Origin of the sequence: Nocardioides coralli (assembly GCF_019880385.1) — a bacterium.
GTDB classification, from domain to species: domain Bacteria; phylum Actinomycetota; class Actinomycetes; order Propionibacteriales; family Nocardioidaceae; genus Nocardioides; species Nocardioides coralli.
The window spans coordinates 1,429,447-1,447,661 of record NZ_CP082273.1 but is presented as its reverse complement, the minus strand read 5'-3'; the positions used below and the strand labels follow the sequence as shown (position 1 = coordinate 1,447,661).

Sequence of the window (18,215 nt, the reverse complement as noted above, 5' to 3'; positions counted from 1 at the left end):
CGAGGTTCAGCGGTCTCGGACCACCCGGAAGGTCACCTGCTCGGTGACCCGCTCCATCCGGTCGCTGCCCAAGTAGACGACGCGGACGACCTTGCGGCCCGGTCGGTTGAACACCGGCAGCCGGAAGGTGACGGCGCCGTCACGGAGGGCCCGGGTGTCGACGAAGCGACGACCCTGCCGGACGCGGACCTCACCGGTCACCTCCTCCTCGGGAGCAGTCAGCAACACGTCGAGGCGGACCCGGGTGCTGCCGGCGTACACCTGCTGGGGGCTGCGCTCGACCTCCATGGTCGGCGTCGTCTTCCCTGCTCCGGCGAGACCGACCACGACCGGGTCGTGGTCGGAGGACCGGAACGGTCCGTCCTCGTGGAAGTCGGTGCCGTGGTAGTTCCAGCGGCTGTACTCCAGCGCCACCGGCTCGTCGGCGTTGATGTCCCACACGTCGGCGCCGGTGAACGCGGCGAGGGCAGCATCGTTGGCGAGCACGTGGTCCAGCGAGCCCGACTGCCCCGCGAAGGAGTACGAGTACTCGTCGTGGCCCGCCGCGGTCTCCAGGTTGGTGTAGCCCTCGGCCTGGAGCAGCTGCATCGGGTCCTCCTTGGCGTAGGCGTTGAAGTCGCCCAGCAGCAGCACCCGGTCGACGTCCTCCAGGACCGTCGGCACCCACGCGGCCAGGGCCTCTGCCTGGCGGACGCGGGACTCGTTGGAGGAACCCTGGCCGTCGCCGCTGTCGGCGTCGCCCGGGAAGGGACCCGCCGAACCCTTGGACTTGAAGTGGTTGACGACGACGAGCACCGGTTCGCCACCGCCCACGGGGGCGAAGGCCTGGGCGATCGGCTCGCGCGCGTTGGCGAACGGTTCGTCACTGGCCGAGCCGTTGCCGTCGCTCTGGTCGCCCAGGGCGCGCGCCTCGCCGACCCGCTCCACGGCCGCGGGCCGGTAGATGATCGCGTTGGTGATCACGTCCTGCTGGTCGGCGGGCGGGAGCTCGGTCGACGACGGGTTCGCCGCCCAGGTGTCGGTGCCGGTGTCGGCGTTGAGGGCGGCGACGAGCGACTCGAGCGCCTCGTCGGTCTCTTCCCCGAGGGCGGCCGAGTTCTCGATCTCCATCAGGCCGACGACGTCGGCGTCGAGGGCGTTGATGGCCGCGACGATCTTGGTCTGCTGCCGGTCGAGGTCCTGGGGGTCCCAGGCGCCGCGCTGGTCGCACCCGGTGCGGACGTTGTTGCCGTCGCCCGCCCGGTCGTTGTAGGCCTGGCAGCCGCCGTCGCCCACGTTGTCGTCGTCGGCGTCACCGAGGGTCGTGAAGTAGTTCAGGACGTTGAACGAGGCGACCGTCATCTCCGGGGTGCCCTCGGCAGCGACCTGGTCGGCGTCCGGGGCGTCCTCCCGCGTGTTCGGGAACACGATCGGGGTCGTGGCGTTGTCGGGTCCCTCGACCAGCGCCAGCGGCTGGAACCGGTAGGTCGGCGAGCTCGGCGAGCCACCCTCGGTGAGGATGACGTCGTCGTCGAACGTGCTCGTCGCACCGATGCGGAACGGCTGCTCGTTGGAGACGTACGCCGGGGTCAGGCCGCGGTTCGCGCTGGAGGTGTAGCCGCGCGAGGACGCGTCGTCGAGCACGATCCGCCGCGCCGCGTTGTCGGCGACGACCCGCGCGGCCTTGGCCGTGTGGGGCCGCGCCACCTGGGTCGGCTGGACGAGCGGGGTGTCGCCGAGCGCCAGGACCAGCTCGCCGTAGAGGTTGGTGCTGTAGTTGTCGGTGATCGTGAACTCCCCCTGCGGGGCGACCAGCATCCCCTCGAGGGTCTCCTTGGCGACATCGGTGGCGGGCCACTCCGACACCACCGGGGTGACCGGGTCGGCCTCGCCCGCGGCGGGCGTCACCGCGTCGGCGTCGAACGCCGCGATCTGGGTGGCGCCGGCGTACTCGTCGACGGTGCCGAGGACCTCGACGAAGTCGCCGGGCTCCTCGGTGACGGGGTTGCTGCTGCCGCGGTAGACGAAGATGCCGTCGGAGGCCTGGTGGGTCGCGAGGTCCAGCTCGCCGCCGGTGCCCTCGGTCTGGAGGTAGAAGCCGTTGAGGCCGCCGGTCGGGTAGGCCGCGGTCACCACGCCCTGCGTGAGCACCTGCTCACCGTCGAGCGGGCTCTCCTCGCCGGTGCCCTGGATCTCGGCGATGGTGGCCTCGGTGGTGGGCGGGGGCGGCGGGGTGCACGCGTCTCCGCATGCCTGCGGCCCCGGGGTGCCCTCGGTGAAGTCGTTCGCGTTGTGGTCGGTGTCGACCCCGGCGGCCGCACGGGCGACGGACGTCTCGTTGGTCAGGGCGACGCCGGTGCGCGCGGTCTCGTAGGTGTCGGCGCTGGTCCCGTAGCCGACGGTGTCGACGAGACCGCCGGTGCCGATCCCCGCCACGTCACCGCGCGAGCCCACCGGGGTGGTCGTGCTCGCGAGGAAGACGATGCCACCGCTCTGGGAGAGGTTGAGCCCCACCGAGTCGTCCGGGGTGGGCAGCGACGGGGTGCCCGGCGCGGAGCCGGCCGAGCCGGACTGGATCAGGAAGTGCTGGCCCGGCGCGACGACACCGGACAGGCCCTCGGAACTGGCCGTGGCACCGGTACTCGACTTGTACTGGACCGACCAGCCCTCGAGCGAGATCGCCCCCTCGGTGGGGTTGTAGAGCTCGATGAAGTCATGGGTGTAGCTGGGCGTGCCGGTGCCGCCGCCTCCACCGCCGTAGACCTCGCTGATGACGAGGTCGGTCCCGGCGGGGTTGGCGACGGCGGGCGTGACGCCGATCGAGACGGCGCCGGCCAGCAGGCCGAGGCCGGCCGTCAGCGCGACTGCGCGACGACGAGAAGTCATGGTGGTCTCCAGTGAGTGGGTGGGGTGGCGGGGACGGCGGACGGTGGAACGGGGTGGGGCCGGTCGGCCCCACCCCGTCGGGATCACCTCCGGTGGACCCGGAAGCCGATCTTCTGGGCGGTGCCGCGGGTGGCGTCGTCGCCGAGGTAGCGCACTCGCACGACCTTGCGGCCGACGTTGTCGAACGGCTGGAACCGGACGACGGCGCGACCTCGGTCGTCGAGTCGGGTCAGGTGGCTCTGCCCGCCGCCCCGCATGACGACCCGGCCTGCGGCCGGCTCGCCGTCGACGAGCACGATGGCCCGGATGAGGGTCCGGGTCTCGCCGCGGACGACTCGCTGGGGCTTGCGGGCCAGGCCCATCTCCGACATCGACCTCGACTGGGCCTCCGTGGCGAACGGGATCGTGAGCCGGGTGCCGGTGGCACGGCCGACCAGGGTGATCTCGTCGGGGTCACCGGCGTAGCGCGGCAGCACCACGTCGACCGTGGCCCGGCCGGCCTCGTCGAAGGTGTCGACCACGCTGTTGTCGACCGGCGTCGTGCCGATGCGCTTGCCGTCGAACCGGACCACGAGTCGCTGGTCCTGCCGGTCGCCCGGGGCGGTCATCGCGAGCGAGCTCAGGTCGAAGGTGACCTGGTCGCCCGAGCCGTAGGAGGAGGGCGCGTCCTCGGGCCACGACACCCCGACGGCGCGCTGGCCGAAGTCGGGGGCGAGCGGCTGCCCGGAAGCGAACTCGGCCATGTAGTCGACCATCGCCTCGAGGTCCACCTGACCACTGTCACGCTTGCCCGTCGCCTCGGTGAAGGCAGCGAAGCTGTCACCGCCGGCTGCGATGAACGAGTTGGCAGCCACTCGGTAGGTGCGGTCGTAGCGGACCGCCTGGCCGTCGAGCCACATCCGGTCGATCTCGCCGCGCATGGCGGTCACGCCCGGGTCGGGGTTCGAGTCGTAGCTCTCGTAGGTGTAGGAGAAGCCCTCGGAGACGCCGAGCTTGAGGAAGGGGCGGCTCTTGCCGGGCTGCCACTGCTGCTCCAGGAGCGTCTCGATCTGGGCTCCGGTCATGTCCATCGTCACGATCGTGTTGGCGAACGGCTGGACCTCGGCGGCCTGCCGGTAGGTCAGGTCGGTCGGGTAGTCGTAGACCGGCTCCGCGGCGGCGGGGTCCACCGGGTTGCCCTTCATGTCGTTGCGCAGCCCACCGGGGTTCATGAAGGCGATGTCGGTCCCGGTCGCCCAGCGCTGGGCCTCGGCCACCTCGTTGCCGAGGCTCGACTCGCCACCCCGGTTCTCGGAGGTGCCGTTGGACTGACGGGCCCGGTTGAACGGGGCGGCGATCTCGCCCAGCGGGACCGAGCCCGGTGCCTTCGCGTCCTCGACCGCCTGGTCGACGATCGCCTGGACCTCCGCGTCGGGCGCGAACCCACCGTTGTAGACGTCGACCAGCTGCTGGGAGCTGAGCGTCGCCGTTCCGGCCTCGGGGTCCACGGTGAAGTCCAGGCGGTTGAGGTAGGCGCCGTACTGGCCCGCGGAGACCACCGGACGCCCGGCGATCGAGCAGTTGTAGGCCAGGTGGGTGTGGCCCGAGATGATCGCGTCGACGTTGGTGTTGACGCCGGAGACGATGTTGCCCCAGGTCGTCGACGGGTCGGTCATGGTGGCGCAGTCGGTGCGGGGCGCCCCCTCGTGGACGAGCATGACCACCATGTCGGCGCTCTCCTCGGCGACGAGACGGTCGGCCTCGGTGTTGACCGCGTCGACGACGTCGGTGACCTGGACGCCCTCGATGCCTGCCGGCGAGACGAGCGACGGCAGGTCCTCCGTGACCGCACCGACGAAGCCGATCCTGGCCCCCGCGACCTCGGCCACCCACGAGTCCTCGATCAGCTCTTCCTCGCCGGCGGGACCGATGAGGTTGGCCGCGATGTACTCCCACAGGGCGCCGCCCTTCGGGTTGGCGTCGCTCTCCGGCTGCATCACCCGCTGGGTCAGGTCGTCCCAGCCCTTGTCGAGCTCGTGGTTGCCCACGGCCGACACGTCGAGGCCCATGGCGTTGAGCACGTCGATGGTCGGCTTGTCCTGGTTGATGAAGGACTCGAACGTCGTGGCGCCGATCAGGTCTCCGGCTGCCGCGAAGACCGTGTTGGGGTTGTCGGCGCGGATCGAGTCCACGGCGCTGGCGTAGTACGCGGCCCCCGGGATGCCGAAGTTGTCCCGGATCAAGCGGCCGTGGAAGTCGTTGCTTCCGACGATCGTGACCGCGACCGGAGCGGCATGCGCTGCTCCAGAGGTCAGACCGATGGCGAGTGGTGTGGTGGACACGAGCGTGATCGCCGCGAGACCGGTGATCCGGCGGCGCGTTGTGGCAGCAGAGAACAAGGCGGCATAGCCCTTCGGGTGAGTGTGATCCGAGAGACTTCGAGTCGAAGCGCGCACACACTAACCGCCGTCGGGCCGCGGCAACCCACCCTTCAGGGCAAACTTTTTCGTGTCGCCCGACGGTCAGTCGTCGACGGTCGACGGGCGCAGCTGGTGGCGCTGCCGCCACACGTCGCGGAAGAACTCGTAACCCGACCACAGCGTCATCGCGACCGCGCCGACGAGGGCGACCTGGGCGAGGTAGAAGAGCCCCTCCCCGGCAGCGCCGAAACGGTTGAAGGCGCCGCCGTGGGCGTCACCGTGCGGCAGCGGCAGGGTCAGGCCGGAGAGCGCCACCGCCTGCAGGGTCGTCTTGAGCTTGCCGCTCTGGGCGGCCGCGATCACCACGTGCTTGAGCACCGAGAGCCGCAGCAGGGTGACGCTCCACTCGCGCAGCAGCACGAGGATGGTGACCCACCACCAGACGTCGCCGACGATCGACAGCGCGATGAAGGCCATCCCCGTGATCGCCTTGTCGGCGATGGGGTCGGCGATCTTGCCGAAGTTGGTGACGAGCCCGTGCTTGCGGGCCAGGTCGCCGTCGATCTTGTCGGTGATCATGGCGCCCACGAAGATCGCGAAGGCCACGAGCCGCCAGGTGATCGAGTCGCCGCCGTCCTGCAGCAGTGCCCACGCGAAGAAGGGCACCATGAGGATGCGCAGCGACGTCAGCGCGTTGGGCAGGTTGAGGTTGCTGGTCCTCGGCTCGTCGGTCACGCCAGCTCCTCGGCGTACAGGTCGACGCCCTCGGTCTCGACGACCCGGGCCCGCACCAGGTCACCGACGACGGCACGGCTGTCGGTGAGGTAGGTGGTGCCGTCGACCTCCGGGCCCTGCTGGGCGGCCCGGCCCGCGACCGAGCCGTCGGCCACGGACTCGACCAGCACCTCCACCACCTCGCCGACCCGCTCGGCCGCCCGCTGCGCCGTGAGCTCCTCCACCAGGTCGGAGACGTGCGCGGTCCGGGCCCGGACCTCGTCGTCGTCCAGCTTGCCGGCGTACGTCGCTGCCTCGGTGCCGTCCTCGTCGGAGTAGCCGAACACCCCGGTGACGTCGAGGCGGGCCTCGACGAGGAAGTCGCACAGGGTCTCGAGGTCCTCCTCCGTCTCGCCCGGGAACCCGACGATCACGTTGGACCGGATCCCGGCGTCCGGGGCGAGGTCGCGGATCCTCTCCAGCAGGCCGAGGAACTGCTCGGGGTCACCGAACCGGCGCATCCGCCGCAGCACCGCGCCGCTGGCGTGCTGGAAGGAGAGGTCGAAGTAGGGGGCCACGCCGGGGGTCGACGCGATGGCCTCGACGAGGCCGGGCCGGGTCTCGGCGGGCTGCAGGTAGGAGACCCGCACCCGCTCGATGCCGTCGACCGCCGCCAGCTCAGGCAGCAACGTCTCCAGCAGTCGGAGGTCCCCGAGGTCCTTGCCGTAGGAGGTGGAGTTCTCGCTGACCAGGAAGAGCTCCTTCACCCCCTCACCGGCCAGCCACACCGCCTCGCCCAGCACGTCGGAGGGACGGCGGCTCACGAAGGAGCCCCGGAAGCTCGGGATCGCGCAGAACGAGCAGCGCCGGTCGCACCCGCTGGCCAGCTTGAGCGGTGCCATGGGGCCACCCTCGAGCCGGCGGCGTACGGCGCGGGGACCGCCGAGGCCGGGCACGCTGATGTCGTCGACGGAGCTGCCGCGCTCCACCGGTGTGATCGGCAGCAGCCGTCGCCGGTCCTGCGGGGTGTGCGGGTGGTGCGCCTCGCCCGCCACGATGGCCCGCAGTCGGGCGGCGATGTCGGGGTAGTCGTCGAAGCCGAGCACCGCGTCGGCCTCGGGCAGCGAGGAGGCGAGGTCCTTGCCGTAGCGCTCGGCGAGGCAGCCCACCGCGACGACGGCCTGGGGGCGCCCGCCGTCCTTGAGGTCGGCGGCCTCGAGCAGGGTGTCGACGCTGTCCTTCTTGGCCGACTCGACGAAGCCACAGGTGTTGACCACGACGGTGTCGGCATCCTCGGCGTCTGCCACCAGCCGGAACCCGTCGGCCGCGAGCCGACCGGCCAGCTCCTCGGAGTCGACCTCGTTGCGGGCGCACCCCAGCGTCACCAGGGCGACGGAGAGCTGCTCGTCGGGCAGGTGGGAGCGTCCCGCGGTCGGGGTGTCGGTCGAGGTCGTCATGCTCCGGACGAGTATGCCGCCTCAGAGGCCTTCCGTCCGAGTCGGCGGCCGCACCCGGTGACCGCGGTCACTCCGTGACGGTGAAGGTGTTCTGGGCCGGCTGGCCGGTGGCACCCAGCTCGCCGTGCTCCTTCCCCGCGACCGTCGTGGTGAGCGAGCCGTCGGTCGACTGCACCCGGACCGGCGGTGACACCTGGAGGGTCGTGGACTCCCCGAAGGCCAGGTTGCCGGTGAAGACGACCGCCCCCGTGCCGTCGCGCACCACCACGCGGGCCCCACCGCCGGCCGCGGTGAGCACGACCGGCACCTCCGGGGCGGCCCGGCCGCCGCCGTTGCCGACGCCGGCCGAGCCGTTCAGGACCGGAGCGGTGCTGCCGAGCTCGCTGGGTGAGTCCATGACCAGCCGCGCCACCGACCAGGCCAGCACCAGCGCCATCACCGCGGCCACGAGGACCGACCAGTTGGGTCCGCCACGGGTGCCACGGATCGAGCCGTGCGCACCGGTCGCCAGCTCCGCCTCGAAGACCCGGCGCGGGTTGATCGGCGCGTCGGCGTACCGCTCGTCGTACGTCGCGAGCAGCGGTGCCACGTCGACACCCAGCACGCGGGCGAGGGTGCGCAGGTGGCCGCGGGCGTAGAAGTCGCCGCCGCAGGGGGTGAAGTCGTCGACCTCGATCGACTCGATGACGTGGGGCCTGATCCGGGTGCGGTCGGCGAGCTGGTCCACGGTGAGTCCGAGCCGGGTCCGCGCGGCCGCGAACTCCGGCCCGATGACGGGGTCCTCGGCCGGCTCGACGGCGTAGTCGTCGATCAGCAGCGGCTCGACCGCGTTGCCGGGCTTGGCGATCGGGGCGACCCGTTCGCTCCACACCACCGTGTCCTCGACCAGGCTGACGCTCCCGGGCCGGCGGAGCTCCTTCCCGGCGGGCGCCTCGTGAGGCTCGGACCCCTCGTCCTCGGGGATCTCGCGCCGCACCTCCACCCGCGAGGCGGTCACGGACTCCCGCAACGGGCTCGGCGTCGCGCTCGCCTCGAGCTGCGGGGCGCCCTCCGGGACCTCCGCGTCCCGCTCCCGCTGGAACAGGCCGGACACGCGGAACAGCGCGTGGGCGAGCCGGGGCTTGAGCTCGCGGAGCCCGTGCTCCTCGTCGACCACCTCGGGGACCTCGGGGACCGCCTCGGAGTCGCCCCCGGAGACGACCTGAGGGGCGTCGTCCGGCTCGGCGAGCGCGACCGGGTCCTGGGGCTCGCGCGTCGGCTCGTCGGCGGACGGTGCGGCGTCCACGGCCGGCGCCACCTCGACGACCCGGCTGTGCTCCCCCGCCAGCGCCGTGAGTGCGGCGGTGAGGTCCTCCCCGGCACCGTCGATGCGCGTGGAGAGACCCAGCGGCACCGCGAAGGGGGCTCCGTAGAGGCGTTCGCTGAGCCGCGACTGGCGTCGTGAGGCGCCGTCGAGCTCCTCGAGCAACCGGGCCGGGTTGTGCACGACCATGACCAGCCGGCCGTCGCGGATCGGGCCACGACGCGGCAGGTGCTCGACCCGGCTCAACGCCCCCCAGGGCAGGCCCCGCCAGGAGCGGCCCAGCCGCAGCCGCACCCCCTGGGAGTCGGCCACCAGGAGCGGGGTCCGGGCGTCGACGAGCGCCGCCAGGTGGGCGATGCCGAGCACGCCCAGCGCGCCCGCCAGCACCCAGTCGAGCACGGCTCCGGTCTCGGCGGCGCGGGCGAGGTAGCCGATGGCGATCGCTGCGGCGAGTCCGCCCACGAGCGCCGCTAGCCCGGCGTTGCGACGCACGACCACCGCTTCCGGCGCCAGGGCGAGCGTGGTGTGGGACTGCTCGTCCTCGACCGGCTCGCTGTCGTCGTCGTGGAAGACGGGTGCTGGACCAACGCTGCTCATCAGGCCTCCCCCTGCACGGTGGCGATCACGCCGTCGATCTCGTCGGGCTTCACGAGCACGTCGCGCGCCTTGGACCCCTCGCTGGGTCCGACCACGCCTCGGCTCTCGAGGATGTCCATCAGCCGGCCCGCCTTCGCGAAGCCGACGCGGAGCTTGCGCTGCAGCATCGACGTGGAGCCGAACTGGGTCGACACCACCAGCTCGATGGCCTGCACGACGAGCTCCATGTCGTCCCCGATGTCGTCGTCGAGCTCCCGCTTGGACTGCTGCGGGGCCGTGACCTCCTCGACGTACGTCGGCTCGAGCTGCTGCTTGCAGTGGGTGACCACCTGGTGGATCTCGGCCTCGGTGACCCAGGAGCCCTGGACGCGGACCGGCTTCGAGGCCCCCATCGGCAGGAACAGCCCGTCACCCTGCCCGACCAGCTTTTCGGCGCCCGGCTGGTCCAGGATGACCCGGCTGTCGGCGAGCGACGAGGTCGCGAAGGCCAGGCGGGACGGCACGTTGGCCTTGATCAGGCCGGTCACCACGTCGACGCTGGGCCGCTGCGTCGCGAGCACCAGGTGGATGCCCGCGGCGCGTGCCAGCTGGGTGATGCGGACGACGGCGTCCTCGACGTCACGCGGGGCGACCATCATCAGGTCGGCGAGCTCGTCCACGATCACCAGCAGGTAGGGGTACGGCGCCAGCTCACGCTCGCTGCCGGGAGGCACCTCGACCTTGCCGGCCCGCACGGCCTTGTTGAAGTCGTCGATGTGGCGGAAGCCGAAGTTGGCCAGGTCGTCGTAGCGCATGTCCATCTCGCGCACGACCCACTGCAGCGCCTCGGCGGCCTTCTTGGGGTTGGTGATGATGGGCGTGATCAGGTGGGGCACGCCCTCGTAGGCGTTGAGCTCGACCCGCTTGGGGTCGACCATGATCATCCGCACCTCGTCGGGCGTCGCGCGCATCAGCACCGAGGTGATCATCGAGTTGATGAAGGACGACTTGCCGGAGCCGGTGGCACCGGCGACCAGCAGGTGCGGCATCTTGGCCAGGTTGGCGACGACGAAGCCGCCCTCCACGTCCTTCCCGAGCCCGGCCACCATCGGGTGGTGGTCGGACCGGGCGGTGCCCGAGCGCAGCACGTCGCCGAGCGAGACGATCTCCTTGTCGATGTTGGGGATCTCGATCCCGATGGCCGACTTCCCGGGGATGGGGCTGAGGATCCGCACGTCGGCCGACGCCACCGCGTAGGCGATGTTCTTCGAGAGCGCGGTGACCTTCTCCACCTTCACCGCCGGGCCGAGCTCGACCTCGTAGCGCGTGACGGTCGGGCCGCGGGTGTAGCCGGTGACCTGGGCGTCGATCCCGAACTCCTCGAGCACCTGGGTGAGCCGGCCCACCACCTCGTCGCTGGCCCGGGAGCGCGACTTGTGGGGGGAGCCGGGCTTGAGTGCGGAGTTGTCGGGCAGCGTGTAGGCGATGTCACCGGAGAGCGACAGCTGCTCCACGCGCTGCGGGATCGGGCTGTGCGGCGGCGGCTCGAGCTCGTCCTTGCCCTCCACCACGGGGGTCTGCTCGGTCGGTTGCTCGTCCGCGTCCGCCTCGGGCGCCTTGCGGCGACGCTTCTTGAGCTCGCGGTCGGCGAGCACCGGCGTGTCGTAGGCGGGGTCGCCCATGTCAGGGTCGACGTCCTCCCCTCGACCGCGCCGCGCGCGGACCGGCTGGGTCTCCTCGGCGTCGGAGTCGGCGGGCTGGCGGCCGAGCATCTGGTCACGGAGCGCAGCCAGCTTGGCCGGGACCTGGTAGACGGGCGTGGCCGTGATGACGAGCACCCCGAACGCCGCGAGCAGCACGAGCAGCGGCACCACGACGAAGGACGAACGCAGCAGGTCGAGCAGCAGGCTCGAGACCACGAAGCCGATCGCACCGCCGCCGAACTGCAGCTGGCTCGCGTCGCCCAGCTCGGGCTGCGGGTTGCCGCTGGCGATGTGGACGATGCCGAGCACGCCGAAGCCGAGCGCGAGCCACCCGATCACCTGTCGTCCGGCGGGGCCGTTGTGCTCGGGGTCGCGCATGTTGCGCCAGCCGATGAGGACCAGCATCACCGGCACCAGCCAGCCGACCTTGCCGACCGAGCCCGAGACGACGGTCCGCGCGACGTCCATCACGCCACCGGGCACTTGCCACCACACGGCGGCCGCAGCGATCACGGCGAGCGCGATCAGGAACAGCCCGACGCCGTCGCGGCGGTGCTCGGGCTCGAGGTCGCGAGCGGCGCCGCCGACCTTCCGGGCACCCGCACCGACGCCGTGGGCGGTGGCCATCCAGGTGGCGCCCACCCCACGGCCGATGGTGCCGAAGGTGCGCGCGACCGGGCCCTGGCCGCTGCGCACGGCGCGGGGCGCCGGGCGGCGGCTCTTGGTGGACGCGCGGCCGCGCGAACGCGCGCTGGTGCCCTTGCGGGTACTCCGTGATCGGGAGCTCGAGGACGTCGACCTGGACGTGCTCTTGCTCCGCGACCCCGGCGGGGAAGACGTACGGGTCGCCATGGTGAGAAGGCTAGGCCACCGTCACACCAGTCACACGGACCACACGCGCAGCGCGTCGCATTGTCTCGACCCCACGCCGGTCGAGCCTGCCGGGGTTTCGAGGCTCGTCGCCGGCGCTCCTCGCACCTCAACCTCCGGGCCGACCCCACGCCGGTCGAGCCTGTCGAGACCACGACGCGGGGGCGTCACTCCACCAGCGGGATGCGCAGCGTGAAGGTGCTGCCCTCGCCGAGCTCGGACTCGACCGTGATGTCGCCGCCGTGGAGCTCGGCGATGGTGCGCGAGATCGCGAGACCGAGCCCGGTGCCGGGGATGGTCAGCGCCTCGGGGTTGGTGGAGCGGTGGAACGCCGAGAAGAGGTGGACCTGGTCCTGCTGGGAGATGCCCAGGCCGGTGTCGCACACCACGACCTCGCCCATCCCCTGGCGCGCCCGGACGCTGACCCGCACCTGCCCGCCCCGCGGGGTGTACTTCACCGCGTTGCTGCACAGGTTGTCGATCACACGGGGCAGCTCCTCGCCGTCCCCCCACACGATGACCTGCTCGGTCGGCACCTCCAGCGCCATCGCGACGCCGGCGGTCCGGCTCTGAAAGGCGAGCATGTCGAGGGTGCCGCGGCACAGCTCCGCCAGGTCGACCTTGCCCCGGTCGAGCTGCTGCCGGCCCTGGATCCGCGAGTAGTTGAGGAGGTTGGTGACCAGCCGGTCGAGCCGGGCGGCGTTCCGACCGATCGCCGCGACCGAGCTCGGGTGGACACCCGCCTCCTCCAGCAGCTCGGTGTGGCCGATGATCGAGGTGAGCGGCGTCTTGAGCTCGTGGGAGATGGTGGCGATCAGCTCGCCCTTGTAGCGGTCGAGCTCGCGGAGCTCGGCGACCAGCCGTCGCTCGGTACGCCGCAGCCGGGCGTCGCGCACCAGCCGGCCGAGCTCGCGGCCGGCCTCGTTGGCCGCCTCGATCTCCTCGGGGTGGAAGGGGACCCCGGGCTTGATGGTCATGACGACGAGGTAGCCGAGCAGCTCCTGGCTCAGGGCGATGGGGGTCACCAGCGCGGCGGCCCAGCCGTGGTCGCGGAGGTGACGGACCAGCGCCAGCCCGGACGCCTCGAAGCCGGGGTGCTGCCCGTCGACCGTCACCAGTCGCGGACGCAGCTCACCGCCCTCCACCCACTGCGTGAGGTCGCGGCGGAGCAGCCGTGCCAGCTCACCCGGGACGCCCGCGGCGCGGGGGAAGCCGGCCGCGAGGTCGGCCTGGTCGTGGGCCGTGTCACCGAAGCACCGCACGGAGACCTGGGCGGCGTCCATCGCCTCGGTCAGCCCGAGCACCGCCGCCCGCAGCGCCGTGTCGAGGTCGCCGTGCGCACCGGCGGTGGTCAGCCGGCGCAGCGCCTCGCCGAGCATCACCTGCCGGCTGAGCTGCTCGCGTCGCTGCGCGTTCTCCAGGGCCAGGCCGGCCTGCACCACGAACATCTCCAGCAGGTCACGCTGCTGCTGGTCGGGCACCTTGTTGTCCGGCGGCAGGTCCACCGCCATGTTGCCGAGCAGCACGCCGTCGGCGGAGTAGAGCGGCGCGTAGAGGGCGTCCAGGGGGTGCCAGGCGTCCGGCTCCGCGCCGGCCTCGATGTCGGGGACCCAGAGGCTCTCGATCTGGTCCTCGGGCTGCCGGTCGTGCGGCACGAACCGGAGGATGCCCCAGTGGTCGGCGATCGAGAACTCCCGGCCGAGCACCTGCTCGGCCGGTGTCCGCCGGCCCACGATCTCCTCGCGGACCTCGTCGTTGCCGGCGACGGCTGCCATCACCAGGACGTCGCCCTCCAGCCGGGAGATCGCGGCGACGCCGTAGCCCAGCCCGTCGACGACACCCTGCGCGATCTCCTCGAGCACCTCGGCCAGGTCGGCGGACGAGGTGACCCGACGGGTCAGCTCGTAGAGCCGCCGGACCCCTTCCGCCGGAAAGGTCTCTGACCGGGGCATCCCATCTCCGTCCTCGCTCAGGCCTCGATGACCACGGGGATGATCATCGGCCGCCTGCGGTGGGTGCTGTTGACCCACCGGCCGACGACCCGTCGCACCGTCTGCTGCAGCTGGTAGTTGTCGTCCACTCCGTCGGCCACCGCGCGGTCGAGGGCGTCGATGATCGGCTGCCGGATGTCGTCGAAGGTCGAGTCGTCCTCCGCGAACCCCCGGGCATGGATCTCCGGGCCCCCGGCAACCTTGCCGGTAACCGAGTCAACAACAACGATGACAGAGATGAACCCCTCCTCGCCGAGGATTCGCCGGTCCTTGAGGTCGGACTCGGTGATGTCACCCACGGAGGAGCCGTCGACGAAGACGTAGCCGCAGTCGACCTTGCCCGCGATCCGGGCCTGTCCGTCGACCAGGTCGACCACCACCCCGTCCTCGGCGATCACCACGTTGTCGGCCGGGATGCCGGTACGCCGCGCCAGGGCCGCGTTGGCCAGCATGTGCCGGATCTCGCCGTGGATGGGGAGGACGTTGCGAGGTCGGACGATGTTGTAGCAGTACAGGAGCTCCCCGGCGCTGGCGTGACCGCTGACGTGGACGAGGGCGTTGCCCTTGTGGACCACGTTGGCGCCCCAGCGGGAGAGTCCGTTGATCACCCGGTAGACCGCGTTCTCGTTGCCGGGGATGAGGCTGGAGGCGAGCACCACGGTGTCGCCCTCCTCGATGTGCACGAAGTTGTGGTTGCGCTGGGCGATCCGGCTGAGCGCGGAGAGCGGCTCGCCCTGCGACCCGGTGGAGACGAGCACCTGCTGCTCGGGCGGCAGGTCCGCGAGCTCCTTGGCGTCGACCATGACGCCGGGCGGGACCCGCAGGTAGCCGAGGTCGCGGGCGATCCCCATGTTGCGCACCATCGAGCGGCCGACGTAGGCGACCTTCCGACCGTGCTCGACTGCGGCGTCGAGGATCTGCTGCACCCGGTGCACGTGGGAGGCGAAGCAGGCCACGATGATCCGCTGGCTGCTCTCGTGGAAGACCCGCTCGAGGACGGGCCCGATCTCCTGCTCGGAGGTGGTGAAGCCCGGGACCTCCGCGTTGGTGGAGTCGACCATGAAGAGGTCGACCCCCTCCTCGCCGAGCCGCGCGAAGGCCCGCAGGTCGGTGATCCGCCCGTCGAGCGGCAGCTGGTCCATCTTGAAGTCGCCGGTGTGGAGGACCACCCCGGCACCCGTGCGGATCACCACGGCCAGCGCGTCGGGGATCGAGTGGTTGACCGCCACGAACTCGAGGTCGAAGGGCCCGAGGCTGATCCGGTCACCCTCCTGGACCTTGTGGTGGACGGTCTCGCGCAGCCGGTGCTCGCGCAGCTTGCTGTCGAGGAGGGCGAGGGTGAGCTCGGACCCGACGAGCGGGATGTCGCCGCGCTCGCGCAGCAGGAACGGCGTGGCTCCGATGTGGTCCTCGTGGCCGTGGGTGAGCACCAGCGCCTCGATGTCGTCGAGGCGGCCGCGGATGGGTTCGAAGTCGGGGAGGATCAGGTCGACGCCGGGATGGTGCTCCTCGGGGAAGAGCACCCCGCAGTCGACGACGAGCAGCCGGCCGTCGTGCTCGAAGACCGTCATGTTGCGGCCGACCTCGCCCAGCCCCCCGAGGGGGGTGACGCGGAGGCCGCCGGCAGGCAGCTCGGGGGGTGCGGTCAGTTCCGGGTGGGGGTGTGACATCCAGTCGCTTTCGTTCGGTCGTGCGGTCAGAGCAGGCGTGAGGCCTCGAGGCCGCGTCGCAGCGCCTCGACCTCGGTCTCGTCGAGCGGGACCAGCGGCGAGCGCACCCGCCGGTTGTCGATCACGCCCAGCAGCTCGAGAGCGGCCTTCGCCGTGGTCGCGCCGTAGTTGGGGACCGCCATCACGGCGTCCATCGCCGGCAGCAGGCGCCGGTAGGTCTCGAGGGCACCGGCATGGTCGCCGGCGAGGTAGGCCTCCGCCAGGGAGGCGAGCTCCCGGCCACAGGCGTGGCCGACCACCGACACGAACCCCGCGGCGCCGTGGGCCAGCCAGCCGAGGTGTGCGTGGTCGTCGCCGGAGTAGAGGGCGTAGCCGAGCTCCATGATGCGCACACCGCGAGCGAAGTCGCCGACCGCGTCCTTGACCGCGACGACGGGCGCGAGCTCCTTGACGGCCTCGTAGGTGTCGAGGGCGATCGCGGTGCCGGTGCGCCCGGGTACGTCGTAGAGCATGACCGGGACGTCGGTGGCGGTGGCCACCTCGGTGAAGTGGTGGCGCAGGCCCCCCTGGCTCGGCTTGCTGTAGTAGGGGGTGACCAGCAGCAGCCCGTCGGCTCCGAGCTTGGCGGCCTGGCGGGCCAGCTCGACCGAGTGAGCGGTCACGTTGGTGCCGACGCCGGCCACGACCGCGGCCCGGTCGCCGACCGCGTCACGGACGGCCCGGAGGATCTCGCCGTTCTCGGCCGTCGTGGTGGTCGGCGACTCCCCCGTGGTGCCGCTCACCACCACACCGTCGTGGCCGTGGTCGACGAGGTGGGCGGCGATGGCCGCGGTCTGGTCGAGGTCGACCGAGCCGTCGGGGCCGAAAGCGGTGGCCATCGCCGTCAGGATCCGTCCGAAGGGGGCCTCGGGGGTGGTGCCAGACGTCATACGGTCAGGGTATCGGCTCACCCGGGTGGCCTAGTCCGTCCGAGTCATGTTTCGCGGTTTCGCCTCGCGCGCCCCGGTGCCGACTCCACGATGATCGCGCGCCCGTCCCCCGTATCCCGGGCGCATTCCTGGAGGATCGGGTGTCGATCGTGGGCGAACGCGTCCGTGCCTGGCGCGTGCTGCTGGCCTCAGTCGTCGTGGTGGCCACGATGATGACGGCCGCCGGTCCCCTGTCCGCAGCGCCCGGCGGGTCGAAGGGGCACGGCGCCTCGGCGAAGCCCGTGGCCGGCGGCGGCAAGAAGGACAAGGAACCGGTGTGGACCGGTACCCCCGGCACCAACCTGGCCCACGACACCTTCGGCTACCCCTGGCCGGCGGCGCCTGACTGCTACGAGGGGGACGTGTCGAGCAGCGGCTGCGTCAACGACGGCCGTGGCTACTTCCAGGGCCAGTGCACCTCCTGGGTCGCCTTCCGGCTCGCCCAGCGCAACGGGGTCCACTTCCACAACTACTTCGACGGGGCCCACTGGGGCAACGCCCGCGACTGGGCGAAGGCGGCGAAGAAGACCGGGTACCTGCGCAACAAGGTGCCCGCCAGCGGGTCGATCGGGTGGTATGCCCGAGGCCACGTCTCCTACGTCGAAGAGGTCAACAGCGACGGCAGCATCGTCATCTCGGAGATGAACACCGACGGCCACAACGGCTTCCACGTCGTGACGGTCTACCCCGGTGGTGCCGGCTGGCCCGACAAGTTCATCCACGTGGCCGACGTGGTGCCGGTGGACGTCACGGCTCCGCAGCGCCCGCGGCCGGTCGCGGCCAGCCACGTCGACCGCGGCGTGACGCTCCGGTGGAAGGCCTCCGCCGACGACGTCGGGGTCGCCGGCTACCGGGTGCTCCGCAACGGTGTGCCCCTCGCGGAGACCACCGAGCCGGCGTACGTCGACCGGACCGCCTCGGCCGGCCAGAACTACCGCTACACCGTGCGCGCCCACGACGCCGCCGGCAACGTCTCCAAGCCTGCCGCCGCCGGGGTCAGCCAGGACCGGCCCGTCCGGCCCGGGCCGTTCCTGCGGGCCACCGAGGTCGACACCGGCTCGGGCCCCGTGCTGTGCGGTCGGCTGGCCGCCAGCCGCGGCCAGCAGGTCGGGTGCCGGGTGCGCACGCTGGACGGGTGGCGCGTCGTCCGCACCGGGCGCCCCGTCGAACGCGGGGTCCTCGGCACGCGGGCCTTCGTCGGCGACGGCGAGGCGACGATCTGGTTCTGCCGCCAGTTCCGGGGCAACCGCGACGCGTGCACGGCCTTCGACCTGGCGACGCTCAGCTGGGGCTTCGACCAGGTCAGCCGACCCCGGGCGACTCCCCCGTCGGCCGTGTGGGTCGCCTCGAGCACCGGTCCCGCCCGCTGTGCGGTGGTGAACGGCAAGGCGGGCTGCCAGGTGCTCACCGAACGCGGTTGGGCCAAGCAGCGCCGCACGCTGCACGCCACCGCCGGCGACGTGCACTCCCGTGCCTTCCTCGCCACCGGCCGAGGGGTCGCCTTCTGCCGGGTCGCCGCGGGACGCCCGACCTGCACCGTCCTCGACGAGGACCGGCTCACCTGGGGCCGGGGCGTCAGCAACGGTCGCGGCGTCGGTCACGGTCGCTGGGGCGTTCGCAAGAACGGGCCGGTGCTGTGCGCGGTCGGCGAGGAGTGCCGCCTGGTCGTCCGCCGTTGAGCGGAGCCCTGCGCCCGGAC

10 protein-coding genes are annotated in these 18,215 nt (G+C 71.9%); 1 reads left to right on the top strand and 9 read right to left on the bottom strand.

Annotated elements, in window-relative coordinates; all coding sequences use genetic code 11:
• Positions 1-6: 6 nt before the first annotated feature.
• The 9 genes from K6T13_RS07030 to dapA all read right to left on the bottom strand — a co-directional run bounded on the left by K6T13_RS07030 (position 7) and on the right by dapA (position 16,477).
• Positions 7-2,865: an ExeM/NucH family extracellular endonuclease gene (locus K6T13_RS07030; RefSeq protein WP_222897787.1), complete on the bottom strand. Its 2,859-nt coding sequence runs from the start codon at positions 2,863-2,865 to the stop codon at positions 7-9.
• Between the two features lie 83 nt (positions 2,866-2,948).
• Positions 2,949-5,186, bottom strand: a complete 2,238-nt coding sequence (locus tag K6T13_RS07025) for a bifunctional metallophosphatase/5'-nucleotidase (protein ID WP_222897786.1) — start codon at positions 5,184-5,186, stop codon at positions 2,949-2,951.
• 180 nt (positions 5,187-5,366) lie between these two features.
• Positions 5,367-5,999, bottom strand: a complete 633-nt coding sequence (gene pgsA / locus K6T13_RS07020) for a CDP-diacylglycerol--glycerol-3-phosphate 3-phosphatidyltransferase (RefSeq protein WP_222897785.1) — start codon at positions 5,997-5,999, stop codon at positions 5,367-5,369.
• Positions 5,996-7,435: a 30S ribosomal protein S12 methylthiotransferase RimO gene (gene rimO / locus K6T13_RS07015; protein ID WP_222897784.1), complete on the bottom strand. Its 1,440-nt coding sequence runs from the start codon at positions 7,433-7,435 to the stop codon at positions 5,996-5,998. Before rimO ends, pgsA begins: the two co-directional genes overlap by 4 nt.
• 67 nt (positions 7,436-7,502) lie before the next feature.
• Positions 7,503-9,335: a helix-turn-helix domain-containing protein gene (locus tag K6T13_RS07010; protein ID WP_222897783.1), complete on the bottom strand. Its 1,833-nt coding sequence runs from the start codon at positions 9,333-9,335 to the stop codon at positions 7,503-7,505.
• Positions 9,335-11,869, bottom strand: coding sequence for a DNA translocase FtsK (locus tag K6T13_RS07005; RefSeq protein ID WP_222897782.1), 2,535 nt, complete (start codon positions 11,867-11,869; stop codon positions 9,335-9,337). The genes K6T13_RS07010 and K6T13_RS07005 overlap by 1 nt, the downstream gene beginning before the upstream one ends.
• 185 nt (positions 11,870-12,054) lie before the next feature.
• Entirely contained in the window at positions 12,055-13,839 is a 1,785-nt protein-coding gene (locus tag K6T13_RS07000; RefSeq protein ID WP_222897781.1) for an ATP-binding protein, read from the bottom strand.
• A 17-nt stretch (positions 13,840-13,856) separates the two neighbouring features.
• Positions 13,857-15,548 (bottom strand): ribonuclease J, encoded by a 1,692-nt coding sequence (locus K6T13_RS06995; protein WP_222897780.1) that lies wholly within the window; start codon positions 15,546-15,548, stop codon positions 13,857-13,859.
• Positions 15,549-15,574: 26 nt separating this feature from the next.
• On the bottom strand, positions 15,575-16,477 hold the full coding sequence (dapA, locus tag K6T13_RS06990) for a 4-hydroxy-tetrahydrodipicolinate synthase (RefSeq protein WP_222897779.1): 903 nt from the start codon (positions 16,475-16,477) through the stop codon (positions 15,575-15,577).
• 149 nt (positions 16,478-16,626) lie between these two features.
• Here dapA and K6T13_RS06985 point away from each other — a divergent pair, with 149 nt between their 5' ends.
• Complete coding sequence (locus K6T13_RS06985) at positions 16,627-18,195, top strand: CHAP domain-containing protein (protein WP_222897778.1); 1,569 nt, start codon at positions 16,627-16,629, stop codon at positions 18,193-18,195.
• The last annotated feature ends 20 nt before the right edge of the window (positions 18,196-18,215 follow it).

Excerpts from the sequence above, each read along its gene's own strand:
- K6T13_RS07030 (WP_222897787.1), bottom strand. The coding sequence starts at position 2,865 with ATGACTTCTCGTCGTCGCGCAGTCGCGCTGACGGCCGGCCTCGGCCTG.
- rimO (WP_222897784.1), bottom strand. The coding sequence starts at position 7,435 with ATGACGACCTCGACCGACACCCCGACCGCGGGACGCTCCCACCTGCCC.
- K6T13_RS07010 (WP_222897783.1), bottom strand. The coding sequence starts at position 9,335 with ATGAGCAGCGTTGGTCCAGCACCCGTCTTCCACGACGACGACAGCGAG.
- K6T13_RS07005 (WP_222897782.1), bottom strand. The coding sequence starts at position 11,869 with ATGGCGACCCGTACGTCTTCCCCGCCGGGGTCGCGGAGCAAGAGCACG.
- K6T13_RS07000 (WP_222897781.1), bottom strand. The coding sequence starts at position 13,839 with ATGCCCCGGTCAGAGACCTTTCCGGCGGAAGGGGTCCGGCGGCTCTAC.
- K6T13_RS06995 (WP_222897780.1), bottom strand. The coding sequence starts at position 15,548 with ATGTCACACCCCCACCCGGAACTGACCGCACCCCCCGAGCTGCCTGCC.
- dapA (WP_222897779.1), bottom strand. The coding sequence starts at position 16,477 with ATGACGTCTGGCACCACCCCCGAGGCCCCCTTCGGACGGATCCTGACG.